This is a genomic window from Persephonella sp. (assembly GCF_027023985.1).
Taxonomy (GTDB): Bacteria; Aquificota; Aquificia; order Aquificales; family Hydrogenothermaceae; genus Persephonella_A.
The window spans coordinates 1-13,490 of the sequence record NZ_JALVTW010000037.1 but is presented as its reverse complement, the minus strand read 5'-3'; the positions used below and the strand labels follow the sequence as shown (position 1 = coordinate 13,490).

The 13,490-nt window shown below is 35.5% G+C and carries 9 protein-coding genes; 8 read left to right on the top strand and 1 reads right to left on the bottom strand.

Annotated features, from left to right (window positions below; genetic code table 11):
- Positions 1-77 precede the first annotated feature (77 nt).
- The 8 genes from MVE07_RS09945 to MVE07_RS09910 all read left to right on the top strand — a co-directional run bounded on the left by MVE07_RS09945 (position 78) and on the right by MVE07_RS09910 (position 13,059).
- The gene (locus MVE07_RS09945) at positions 78-1,307 is read left to right on the top strand and encodes an OmpP1/FadL family transporter (protein WP_297457078.1); all 1,230 of its coding nucleotides are present in this window, start codon (positions 78-80) and stop codon (positions 1,305-1,307) included.
- A 9-nt stretch (positions 1,308-1,316) separates the two neighbouring features.
- Positions 1,317-2,876, top strand: coding sequence for a fatty acid--CoA ligase (locus MVE07_RS09940; RefSeq protein ID WP_297457076.1), 1,560 nt, complete (start codon positions 1,317-1,319; stop codon positions 2,874-2,876).
- Between the two features lie 55 nt (positions 2,877-2,931).
- Entirely contained in the window at positions 2,932-6,420 is a 3,489-nt protein-coding gene (smc, locus tag MVE07_RS09935) for a chromosome segregation protein SMC (protein ID WP_297457074.1), read from the top strand.
- A gap of 17 nt (positions 6,421-6,437) precedes the next feature.
- The gene (locus tag MVE07_RS09930) at positions 6,438-6,956 is read left to right on the top strand and encodes a GTP-binding protein (protein ID WP_297457072.1); all 519 of its coding nucleotides are present in this window, start codon (positions 6,438-6,440) and stop codon (positions 6,954-6,956) included.
- A 27-nt stretch (positions 6,957-6,983) separates the two neighbouring features.
- Positions 6,984-7,559 (top strand): ankyrin repeat domain-containing protein, encoded by a 576-nt coding sequence (locus MVE07_RS09925; protein WP_297457070.1) that lies wholly within the window; start codon positions 6,984-6,986, stop codon positions 7,557-7,559.
- A gap of 92 nt (positions 7,560-7,651) precedes the next feature.
- Positions 7,652-8,746, top strand: coding sequence for a DNA polymerase III subunit beta (gene dnaN / locus MVE07_RS09920; protein WP_297457068.1), 1,095 nt, complete (start codon positions 7,652-7,654; stop codon positions 8,744-8,746).
- A 37-nt stretch (positions 8,747-8,783) separates the two neighbouring features.
- Positions 8,784-11,201 carry a DNA topoisomerase (ATP-hydrolyzing) subunit B gene (gene gyrB, locus MVE07_RS09915; protein WP_297457066.1) on the top strand — a complete coding sequence of 806 codons (2,418 nt, stop codon included), beginning with the start codon at positions 8,784-8,786 and terminating at the stop codon, positions 11,199-11,201.
- A gap of 40 nt (positions 11,202-11,241) precedes the next feature.
- The gene (locus MVE07_RS09910; RefSeq protein ID WP_297457064.1) at positions 11,242-13,059 is read left to right on the top strand and encodes a menaquinone biosynthesis decarboxylase; all 1,818 of its coding nucleotides are present in this window, start codon (positions 11,242-11,244) and stop codon (positions 13,057-13,059) included.
- Between the two features lie 105 nt (positions 13,060-13,164).
- On the opposite strand, the gene MVE07_RS09905 is transcribed toward MVE07_RS09910, so the two are convergent.
- Positions 13,165-13,431, bottom strand: coding sequence for a hypothetical protein (locus MVE07_RS09905; RefSeq protein WP_297457062.1), 267 nt, complete (start codon positions 13,429-13,431; stop codon positions 13,165-13,167).
- Between the last annotated feature and the right edge of the window lie 59 nt (positions 13,432-13,490).

Genomic DNA, 13,490 nt, shown 5'->3' with positions numbered 1-13,490 from the left:
CAGATATATTATAATCATTGAGATTTACAAATAATATGTTTTAGAATGGAAAGAGATTTTTCCTGAGGAGGTTTACTATGAGAAAAATAAGCTTAGCTATGGCAGGGCTTTTAATCAGTTATACAGCTTTCGGTGCTGCATATAAAATTCCAGAACAATCCACAAGGGCAATGGCAACTGCCGCTGCCTATTTTGCAAGTGCAGACCATGCGGACACTGCCTACTATAACCCTGCAGCAATGAGCTGGCTTGAAAACAAAACCTTAACTGAATTAGGGATTAAATATATTTATTTGCCAAGAATACATTTTAAAGGATATGCAAGAGACCAGATAACAAATGTTTTCTTTATATCTGACGCAAAAACCAAAAAAGAAGAGTTTGTCGTTCCATATTTTCATCTGGTAATACCTTCAACAGATAATCTTAGACTCGGTTTTTCATTTACAACACCATTTGGACTGTCAAAAAGATGGTCTTCAAGTCTCCAAAAACAGACAGCAGAAGAATTTACACTAAAAGTCTTTGAGTTTGATACAACTGCAGCATACAAAATAAATGAAAACTTTTCGCTGGGCGCAGGATTAAGAACCGTTTATGCTTCCGGAAAAATAAAAGCTGTAAGGGAACCAGGATACAAACTACATTTGAGCGGAGATAGTGGTCTTTCTTTTGGATATATACTATCCGCAGCACTTAATTTTGATAAAGTAAAGGTTGCAACTATTTATAAATCAGAGATAAAGCCTGAAATAAACGGTCAGGCAACCGGTAATGTTATACTTCCGGGACCTACACTTTATCCTATATCCACAGAGGGAAGTGTAAAAGTTGTTTTGCCTGCAGAATGGAGGCTTGGATTTGCCTATACTCCAATCCCGTCAACTACATTTGACCTGACCTATGAAATTACTTTCTGGGGAGGCTATAAAAAATTAGACTTTAATTTTGATGACCCTGTTGCAGAAAATACATTAGGACAACCTAAAGACAAACACTGGCATGACAGTAAAACAATAAGGTTAGGAGTCCGACACCAATTTAATGAAAAATTCACAGGAATGGCAGGTATAGCCTATGATGAAACACCGATCCCTGAAAAAACACAGGGCTTTGAACTACCGGATGCAAACGGATGGATATTCTCATTAGGTGGTCTGTGGAAACCAACAAATAATCTTGAAGTAGGGCTTGCATACCTTTATGTGACAAAAATAGATAGAAATATCCATAACACAAATATAGAAGGTAAATTCACAGATATGGACGCCCATCTTGTGAATCTTTCTGTTGGATATAAATTTTAGAGGTGAAAGATGGGAGAGAAATACCCTTATCAGAATTTCTACCAGTTACTTGAAAAAAACACTAAAAAATACAGAAAAAAACCTGCATTATTTGAAGACAAGCTCAAGATAACCCATTCTGAACTTAAACATTATGTTGATTCATTTGCCAGATATCTGGAATTATCTGCCGGTATCCAAAAAGGAGACCATGTTGCAATATTAATGCAAAACTCAAAAGAGTTTATAATCGCTTTACTTGCCATTACCAAATTAGGTGCTGTTGCAATTCCTGTAAATACATTCTTAAAAAAGAATGAGATTGAATATATTCTTGATCATAGTGACTCAAAACTACTAATAACACAGGATAAATTCCAGAAAGAACTGGCACATATTTTTCAAAATACAAAAGTTCAAAAAATAATCTGGACTGGAGATTACAAAAATTTTGACCAAAGGAACCTTCCTTTTGATGAAGGACTTTCAATGGAAGATTACGAACATATCCAGCCACAGGGAGAGCTTGATGATGTTGCCATAATGGTTTATACCTCCGGAACCACAGGAAAACCTAAAGGTGTAATGCTAACCTATAGAAATATCTTTTCAAATCTGGTGAATATAGAAAAACTATTTAAACTCACCCATAAAGACAGATTTATAGTTTATCTTCCTATGTTTCACACATTTACATTGACAGCAACTGTTATGCTGCCAATCTATGTTGGTTCGGCAATCGTAATCATCAAATCTATACTGCCATTTTCAAATATCTTGAAACAGACACTGCTTAAAAGGGTTACCATCTTTATGGGCGTTCCGGAAGTCTATAACGCATTATCAAAAGCTAAACTCCCTTGGTATTTTATGTGGTTTAACAAACTAAGGGTTTTTATATCAGGGGCTGCCCCATTACCTGAAGCCACATTAAAAAGAATGAGAGAAAAATTCCCTAAAGTTCCTTTATTAGAAGGATACGGTCTTTCAGAAGCTTCTCCGGTGGTATCAATAAACAGACTTGAAAAACAAAAACCCCTTTCGGTAGGACCACCACTGCCTGACTATCAGGTAAAAATAGTAGATGATGAGCTTATGGAACTTCCTACAGGCGAAATAGGAGAGATTATCGTAAAAGGTGATAATGTAATGAAGGGGTATTACAAAGACCCTACAGCTACAGAAGAAACAGTGATAAACGGATGGTTGCTTACAGGGGATATGGGATATGTAGATGAGGAAGGATATATTTATATTGTTGACAGGAAAAAAGACCTGATAATTTCAAAAGGTATCAATATTTATCCCCGTGAGATAGAAGAGGCTCTGATGTCCCACCCTGAGATTGAGGAAGCTGCCGTAGTAGGCAAAAAAGACGAAACTCAGGGAGAAATTCCTGTTGCGTTTATTAAATTGGCTGAAAATTCAAATCTGACAGAAAAAGAGATAAGAAATTTCTTAAAAGATAAATTAGCCAATTACAAAATCCCGAAATTATTTTACTTTGTGGAAGATATGCCAAGAAATGCCACAGGTAAAATACTCAAAAGGGTTTTAAGGGAAAAAGTAAACAAAGGCGAGTTTGATTAATTTTCCTCCACTAATAATACGAAAAAGTAAAAAATAACTGCATCAGGGTATAAAAATGTCAGGAGCTTATATTGACAGGATAAATGTTTATGGATTCAAATCCTATGGAAACCGCAGATTATCTATTCCCATCGGTAATGGCTTTGTTGGAATAGTTGGTCCAAACGGTTCTGGTAAAAGTAATATAGGGGATGCTATAGTTTTTGCCCTTGGTCTTGCAACTGCAAAATCAATGAGAGCCCTGAAACTATCTGACCTGATTTTCTCATCACGGGGAAAATCAGCAGAATATGCAGAAGTTGAAGTGATTTTCAAAAATGAGGGAGCATTCCCTTTAAATGATGAAGAAGTATCAATCTACAGAAAAGTAGAACACAACGGAAAATCAACATATAAGATAAACGGTAGACCTGCAAAACAGTATGAAGTAGAGGAACTCCTTTCCTATGCAGGAATACCAAAGCAGGGCTACAACATAGTTACACAGGGGGATATTTTTAAATTTATCAAAATGACCCCTTCCGAAAGAAGAGACCTTCTCAGTGAAATTGCAGGTATCACAGAATATGAAGAAAGAAAAGAAAAAGCCCTTAAAGACCTTGAAGAAACAGAGGAAAAAATATCATCTGCAAAACTAATTTTGAAGGAAGTTAAATCAAACCTGAAAAGACTTGAAGAAGAAAGGGAAAACGCACTTCTTGCCTCCCAGTTAGAAGAAAAGATTAAAGAAATTCAGGAAAAAATCAAAGGGGTAAAACTGTATTTCCTTCTAACTGAACAAGAAAAAGCCCTGCAGGAATTAGGACAGGTAGAAAACAGAATAAACCAGCTATATCTGGACAAAGAAAAGTCTATAGAAAAACAAAAAGAAAAGATATCCCAGATAAAAGAACTGGAAAACAAACTTAACGAACTTCAGGAATCACTTTTACCAGTCAAAGAAAAAGAAGGGGCAATAACTTCTCAGATTAGACATCTCAACGAAAAGAAATCAGAAATAGAACAGCAGCTTCAGGAACTTCAAGAACTATTAAAAGAATTGGCCAAGGAAAAAGAGGAAAAAGTAAAAGAAGTAATCCAGCTTGAAGAGGAAATAAAAAATCTAAAAAGAAAACTTCCAGAAATAAAAAGGGAGCTTGAAGAAGCAGAAAAAGAATTAGAAGAAAAAAACAAAAAGCTAAAAGAGATTGAAATAGGCGGTTCAAAAGCAAAACTTGACCTTGGTCAGATAGAAAAAGAAGAAAAAGAGCTTAAAGAAAAACAGGGATACCTCCATAAAGAAAAACTCCATCTTGAGATGGAACTAACCAGAACACTGGAAAAAATAGAAAGCTACAAACAGGAAATAGATCAGCTTACAGAAGAATTAGAAGGCCTGAGAAAATCCAAAGGAAATATCAAAAACTTCGTTGAATCACAGGAAAGAAAAATAAAAGGCCTTCAAAGTGAACTCCAGAGATTAAAAATCAGAAAAGAAACTCTTACCAAAAAATTAAAAGAAAACAGGGAAAAAATAGAACAAAATTTCCAGAAACTTGCCCAAATTTTAGCCCAGCTTTCCCAGATTAGAAAAGATAAAGTAATGACCCTTATCAGAGACGTAAAAGGAGTCTACGGACAGGTTGCTGACCTGATAGGAGTAAAAGACCCTGAGCTAACAACAGCAATAGAAGCGGCAGCAGGAGGAAGGCTAAAAAATATTGTTGTTGAGGATGACAAAGTTGCAGAAGAGTGCATAAGAATACTAAAGCAAAACAAAGCAGGGAAAGCCACATTTATACCTTTAAACAGAATTAGAGTTCAGCAAGCTACAAAGCCACCTCTAATGAGAGGTGTTATCGGCCTTGCTGCAGATTTTGTTGAGTATAGCAAAGATATAGAAAAAGCCATTAAATACGTTTTTGGCGAAACAGTTATAGTAGAAAGCTTTGATGCTGCAAGAACACTTGGCATAGGAACCTTTAGAATGGTAACCCTCGAAGGTGATATCTTTGAAAAAAGTGGAACAATCACAGGTGGAGCAGACAAACACAAAGGGGCTTCCCTTGGCAGAGGAACACTGGAACAGGAAAAAATCAGACTGGAAAAAGAAGATGACAGACTGAAAAAAGAAGAAGAAATGATGGAGGAGGAACTGAAAAGAATAGACCAGAAAACAGCTTTAACAGAAAAAGAGTTATACCAGCTTCAAACAGAAAGCCAGAATGTCCTTGAGAGAAACAGGGAAATAGAAGAAAAAATCCAGCAAAACGCCTCCAGAATAAACATCCTTGAAGAAGAAATAATGAACCTGAAGAAAAAACAGCTTGATATAGAAAACAAACTGGAAACGGCTCAAAAACACCTAACAGAACTGGAAAGGCAGCTAAAATCAGTGGAAGAAAGAAAGCAGGAAATACTTGAAAAAATGGAAAGTGAAGGGCTCCATAAACTCAGAAAAGAATGGGAAGAAGCAACCCAAAAAGTTTATTCCCTAAGAGAAAAGAAAAACGAGCTGGAAAATCAGATTGAAAAATTAACAGACAGACTGGAAAACAGCCTGAAGGTAAGAATATTCCAGATTGAAAATGAGAAACTCAAAACAGAGGACAGCATAAAACTTAAACAAAAACAGATTGAAGAGATAAAATCCCAGATTGAACAACTTAGCAATGAATTGTCTAACCTGTGGAAAGGCCTGAAAGAAAAAGAAAAAGAAAGGGATACACTCCTTGAAAAGATAGAAAGTCTCAAAGAAGAGCTTAAAATCCTCAGATATGAGGAAGAAAATATAAACAAAGAAATTACATATCTGCTGGAAGACAAAGGTAAATATGAACAAAAGGTTGAAGACCTGAAAGAAGAATTAATGCTCCTAAAAGAAGAGTATGACGGAGAAGCAATAGAAGGAGATTTAAAACAACTGGAAAAAGAGCTTAGAGAGTACCAAGAAAAAAGACAACAGATTGGAGCAGTTAACCAGAAAGCACTGGAAGATTACGAAGAAATAAAAGAAAGATACGAAGACCTTAGCCAGAAATTAAAAGTTCTAACAGACGAGAAAAAATCAATAGAAGAACTTATAGAAAATCTTGAACAAAAGAAAATTCAGGCATTTATGGAAGTGTATGAAGCAGTTAATAAAAATCTTGGAAAGATATTCAAAAGATTATCTCCCGGAGGAAAGGCCTATCTGGAGATTGAAAATGAAGAAGACCCTCTTTCAGGTGGAATACTCCTGAAAGCAAGACCAAGGGGAAAAGATGTAAAAAGGCTGGAAATTATGTCAGGTGGAGAAAAAACATTAACGGCACTTGCATTCCTGTTCGCAGTTCAGCAGTATAGACCTGCACCATTTTATTACTTTGATGAGGTGGATGCACACCTTGATGACGCAAATGCCAGAAAAATAGCAGAGCTGATGAAAGAACTTTCTCAGGAAGCCCAGTTTATAGTTGTTACCCTTAGGGATACAATGGCATCTTATGCAGATAGATTACTGGGAGTATCTGCAAGGGAAGGAATATCAAACGTATACAGCCTTGAACTTGCAGAAGTATTATAAAAAAACGGAGGGGAGCTATGAATTTAAAACTACTTATTACCGGTGCTTTTGCCGCAGGAAAAACACAATTTATAAATACGCTTACTGGGGATGCTGTTAAAACAGAAGTTCAACTGTCCCAGAAAACAGAAAAACTGCAAAAAGACAAAACCACTGTTGCAATGGATTACGGAAAAATTGAGATAAACGGCACAAATATACATCTTTTTGGGACACCTGGACAGGACAGATTTGATTTTATGCTTGATATCTTAAGCCAGTATAAAGACGGTGCAGTGATTATTGTAGATAGTGCTAATCCTGAAAGTATCTACAAGAGCAAAAAGTTTATTGATTTTATAAAAAATACAGGAAAGCCTTTTGTAATTGCCTGCAATAAACAAGATTTGGATGGTAGCCTATCCCCTGAAGAAATTGCAAAAATACTTGGAATACCGTCAAATATGGTAAAACCTCTTATTGCAAAGGATAAAGATAGCTGTTTAAATATATTAGGATTTTTTCATGAGTTTATCCTAAACAAGAAAGTAGCTTAAATCTTAACTTAAAATCAGGAGGATACTATGCAAAAATCATCAATTTTTCTTGGTTTAATTTTTTTATTTATTTTTTCTTTTTCTTTTGCAAATAGCAATTTGAATCAACAATTAATTGAAGCCGTTAAGAAAAATGACTTACAACAGGTAAAAAAACTTATAAAAAATGGAGCAGATGTAAACTTCAAAGATAAAAAAGGTTTTTCAGTATTGCATTATGCGGCCTATTTTGGCGATATAAAACTGGTTAAATATTTGGTAGAAAAAGGAGCAGATGTTTGTGTAAGGAACAAAAAAATAAGGGAACCATGGACTTATGCTTTTAAGAGAAAACCTTTTAACAAAGAAATAGTTGAGTATCTAAAATCACCTGTAAAATTATTTAAGTGTATGGATAAGTATTTTTATGATAATAATAAGGGTTGTTTTAAGAGAATTAAAAAATTCTTAAAAAAGGGAGTAAGTCCGAATTTTGTCTGCAGAGGAAAAACCCCCTTACAATGGATTGAAGAACGCTGGCATGAATATGTAAAAGAAGACAATTCATTTAGAGAAAGATATGAAAATCTTATTAAACTTTTAAAATCTTATGGAGCCAGATAGTAGATAATTCCTAATTTCTAATTCTGTCATACTTATACCAATTTTTCAAAAATGGTAAAATATACATAAACTATGTGGAGGTAATTCTAAAATTGGAATTACTAATAGATAAAACTGACCTTCAAAATGTTCTAAAGAAAGCCATATCAGCCACAGAAAAAAAATCAGCCCTTCCAATACTATCAAACTTTCTCCTTGAGGCAAAAGACAGCAAACTTATAGTTCAGGGAACAGACCTTGAGGTTCATGTTTCCGTATCGGTTTTTGCAAAAGTTGAACAAGAAGGAACTGCCTGTGTAAACGCAAAAAAACTGACAGACATATCCCGTCTTTTACCGGGAAATGAGGTTTATATAAAACTTGAGGACAATACCCTTAAAATAAAAGCTGGAAAAACAAAATATAATCTTCCAACTGTATCTCCGGAAGACTTCCCTATGATGTATCCATTTCCTGAAGACAATGCATTTATAGTATCCGGAGATGAGATACAGAAAGCCATTGCAAAAACTGCCTACGCCACATCAAAGGAAGAAAGCAGATTTGCACTACAGGGTGTTTTGTTCAAATCAATGGATGGAACAATTGATGTTGTTGCAACAGACGGACACAGGCTTGCCCTTTACACAATAAACAGAAATGGTAGCGGAGATATAAACATAATTGTTCCACAAAAAGCCTTAAATGAGCTAAAAAAACTGCTTACCGGACTTGAAGATGTTGAAATGGCAGCTTCAGGACAGGAGGTATTCTTCAGAACACCGGAATGGATATTAATGTCAAGGCTGCTTGAAGGAGCATTTCCAGATTATACAAAGGTAATTCCTACAGAATTTTCAATAGAGATACATTTAGATAAAAAAGAATTCCTTGATGCAGTAAAAAGGGTTTCTGCAATTATAGAAGGAGACCCTAAACCTATAAAACTAACCCTCAAAGAAAATCTACTTGAACTTAAATCAACCTCTGCAGAATACGGTGAAGCTGTAGATGAAATAAATGTTGAGTATTCAGGAGAAGAATTTGCCATTGGATTTAATGCAAGGTATCTAATAGAAGCTGTTGAGGCCATAGATGGAGACAGAATAATAATCAGATTTACAAATCCAAATGCCCAGACCCTTATACTTCCGGAAGATGAAAATGAAAAATATAAGGCTATTGTAATGCCTATGGAAATTGCATAAATTTCCATCAGGTCATAATCATTAAGGAGGTAAAAACTTGTCAGAAGAAATAAAGAAGAAACAAGAAGAATACGGAGCCGAAGCAATAGATGTGGTTGAAGGTCTTGACCACGTTCGTGCAAGACCTGCCATGTATATCGGTGATATCTCCGAAAGGGGACTTCACCATCTTGTATGGGAGTTGGTGGACAACGCCGTTGACGAAGCAATGGCAGGTTATGCCAAAAATATCTCTGTTATAATCAATGAGGATGGCTCTATAACAGTTGAAGACGATGGTAGAGGAATTCCTGTAGATATTCACCCCAAAACAGGAAAACCTGCTGTTGAGATGGTATTTACCGTTTTAGGGGCAGGTGGTAAATTCTCCAAGAAGGCTTATCAATATTCCGGTGGTTTACACGGTGTAGGTGCTTCAGTAGTTAATGCCCTTTCCAGATGGCTGGTAGTAGAGGTTTACAGAGATGGAAAGGTTTACAGACAAGAGTATGAATTTGGAAAACCAATAACACCTTTAAAAGTTGTCGGAGAAACTGTCAAAACAGGAACAAAAGTAACATTTATGCCAGACGACACAATATTTGAAACAGTTAATTTTAAATATGACACAATAGCTAAAAGGCTTAGAGAACTGGCATTCCTTAATCCTGGAGTAAGATTTTTCGTTGCAGACAGAAGAAAGGATATAGAAGAAGAATTCCTTTACCACGAAGGTATCAAAGACTTTGTAAGAATTTTAAATCAGGCAAAAGACCCATTATTTGATGAAGTCATTTATATAAAAGATGAAAAAGAGAGAATAATTGTTGAAGTGGCTTTCCAGTATACAAAAAGCTATAACGAGGTTATAGAAAGTTTTGTTAACAATGTAAAAACAGTTGAAGGTGGAACCCACGTAACAGGTTTTAGAGCTGCTCTTACCAGAGCAATGAACAAAACCCTTTCATCTATGAGACTACCAAAGGAATTAAAAAGTGGTGTAAAAGGTGAGGATTTAAGAGAAGGTCTTACAGCTGTAATATCAGTAAAAGTTCCAGAACCACAATTTGAAGGTCAGACAAAGGCAAAACTGGGAAATCAGGAAGTTAAAAAAGTTGTTGAAACAGTAGTAGGAGATTATCTCCTTGATTACTTTGATAAAAACAAAGATATAGCTGTAAAAATAGCAGAAAAAGCCATTGAGGCAGCAGTAGCAAGGGAAGCTGCCAAAAAAGCTAAAGAAATCTCAAGAAGAAAATCATTCCTTGAGGATACATCTCTCCCAGGAAAACTGGCAGACTGTTCAGAAACAGACCCGGAAAAATGCGAACTGTTTATTGTTGAGGGTGAATCTGCCGGCGGTTCTGCAAAACAGGGAAGGGACAGAAGAACACAGGCAATACTGCCACTAAAGGGTAAGATCCTCAACGTTGAAAAGGCAAGAATAGACAAAATTCTATCTAACGAAGAAATCAGATCTATTATAAATGCCATAGGAACAGGGATAGGACTGGGAACAGAAGAGGATGAAGAAGGATTTGACCTTAGCAAACTGAGATACCACAAAATAATCCTCATGGCAGATGCTGATGTTGACGGTTCACACATAACAACTCTGCTTTTAACCCTCTTTTACAGATATTTCCCACAAATCATAGAAAATGGCTTTTTATACATTGCACAGCCACCACTTTATAAACTGAAAAAAGGCAGGTCAGAAATATACGTCAAAGATGATGAAGAACTGGCAAGAATAATAATAGATTTTGCTTCAGATGAGATTAAGTTTGAGAATATAAACCTGACAAAAATACAGGTCAAAGAACTGGCAAAACTGGCAAAAGAATATGCAGACCTAAAGAAAAGCCTTACAAAGAAAAAAGATGAAAATGTGGTTGAAGCTGTTCTGGACACTGCAATAAAAGATGATGAGCTTTCAAACGAAGAGAGGGTAAAAGAGATAGTTCAACAACTCCAGGAAAAATTAGGGGACAACTACAACGTTTATTATGAATATGACCCGATAGAAGGGGAATATGATATATTCTGTGATAGAAAAGAAAGATTTGGCAAAGTTTCAACTAAAATAGATGCAAACTTCCTGACCTCTTACGCATATAGAAGACTCCTTGAGCTTAGAAAAGAAATAATGAGCATAATAGGAGAGCTTCCTGTAAAAGTTACCTATAAAAACAAAGAAGACACAGTGGATAATCTTGATAGGCTTTATGAAATTATCTGGGAAGCAGGTATTCAAGGGGTAGAAATACAGAGGTACAAAGGTCTTGGAGAAATGAACCCAGAACAGCTATGGGAAACAACAATGAACCCAAAAACAAGGAGACTTATGCAGGTAACCCTTGAGGATGCGGCACTGGCAGATGAGGTATTCTCAATCCTGATGGGTGATAAAGTTGAACCAAGAAGAGAGTTCATTATGAAATATGCAAGGGAAGTTAGAAACCTTGATGTCTAAATAAAAGGGGCTTTTGCCCCTTTCTTAAAAAGGCGACAAAATGGAGAATTTCATAAATCTGGCACGCTCTTTAAATCGGCTAAAGGTAATAGATGAACCTCTTGATGTTAATCTGGAAATTCCCCATCTGGCATATATAGAGATAAAAAAAGAAAAACCTAATGTTCTTTTATTTACAAATCCCATAGATAGAGAAAAAAATATAAAATATCCTATTCCTGTTTTAATGAATGCCTTTGCAGGATTTGACATTACCGAAAAAATTTTCGGCAGACATCCTGATGAAATTGCAGCTGAGATTGAGGAACTCCTCCATATAAAACCACCGGAGAGTCTAAAAGAAAAATTATCAGCTTTAGGTCTGCTATTTAAACTGAAAAATGTTTTTCCCAAAAGAACAAACAAAAGAGGAAAATCACAGGAAGTTGTAATCACAGGAAACCAGATTGATTTAGACCAGCTTCCTATCCTCAAGACATGGGAAAAAGACGGAGGTAGATTTATAACCGCAGGACAGGTTTATACAAAAAGTCTGGACGGAAAATTAAATAATCTTGGACTTTATAGAATCCAGCAGATAAGCAAAAACCAGCTTATAATGCACTGGCAAGTGCATAAAGACGCCAGTCATTTTTTTGATCAGTATTATAAAGCAAAGAAAAAAATGCCTGTCGCCATTGCAATAGGTGGTGACCCTTTATATACATGGTGCGGACAGGCACCTCTGCCTTATGGTCTGTTTGAACTGCTTTTATACGGCTTTATAAAAAATCAAAATCCCCGTTTAGTAAAATGTATCACTAACGATATTTATGTTCCTGAAGATGCAGATATAGTTATAGAAGGAGAAGTTGATCCTACAGATTTCAGACCTGAGGGGCCCTTCGGCGACCATACCGGTTATTACACACCTGTTGAAAACTTTCCTGTCCTTACGGTAAAAGCAATAACAATGAAAAAAAATCCTGTATATTATGCAACAGTTGTAGGTAAACCCCCTGTGGAAGACAAATATATGGGCTGGGCTACAGAAAGGATATTTCTGCCACTGCTTAAGACCACAACCCCAGACCTGATAGATTACCACATGCCCGAAAATGGAGTTTTCCATAATCTACTGATTGCGAAAATAAATCCTCTTTATAAAGGGCATGCAAAACAAATTATGCACGCTTTCTGGGGCGTTGGACAGATGAGTTTCTTAAAACATGCAATCTTTGTAAATGAGGACGCTCCACCTTTAACGGATTATCCTGAACTTACAAAATATATATTAAATAGACTTTCTGAAAAATCATTTTTAATCACAGAAGGAATTGTTGACCAGCTTGACCATTCCAGTTATGAAGCATTGGTAGGTGGGAAACTTGGAGTAGACGCTACGGGAAAACCTGTTGAAAAACAGGTAGAGATTTTATCTGACGAAAAACTCTTTGAAAAAATAAAAATCCTTGATGAAGATATAGTAGAGCTAAAACAATATATGACTGACACAGCAAATCCAATAACTGTTATAAAGGTAAATAAAACAAAACCTGTCAGGGAAATATTTAACAAACTAAAGCAATTTAAACAACATTTAAAAATAGTTGTTTTTGTAGATAATGAGCACAACGACCTGAATAATCCTTATATGCTGATCTGGAGAATAACAAACAATATTGATGCCCTAAAAGATGTATGGATTAAGGAAATATGGGGCTTAGATGCCACAAGAAAATGGGAGATAGATGGATACTATCGCCAGTGGCCTGATGATGTATTCTGCACTCCGGAAGTTATTGAAAAACTAAAAGAAAAAGGCCTGATTGATGTTAGTGATGAATTCCTAAAAAAATACCAGATAATTCCATTATAAATTTTAATTCTGCCGTAAATCTACCTCAATATAGTTACTATGCAGATTTATAGAGTCTTATCTCAACTTCGTGGAATTTTTTAGTTAATCCTTGATAATCTTACTTTATTTGTCTCCTTTCTTTAAAACATCTTTAACAAAACTAAGAGGAACTTTTAAAATTTTGGATATCTTCTCAGGTTCTAAATTTAATTCTTTATGTAAATTTAAAATATCTTCTTTTTTAGCTTCTAATTTGCCTTTCTCTATCCCATCCTTATAAAGTGGATGTTTTTCCATTGTCTCTTTATCTATGGTAAGTGGCATATTCCTTTCCTCCTTTCTTAACTCCTCCATAGGTCTATATGATAATAAATTCAATAACTTCTTCAAATAGTCCCTTCTTTTTCTTTCCGGTAGTTTTGATAACTCTGCATAAAACTGCCAGTATT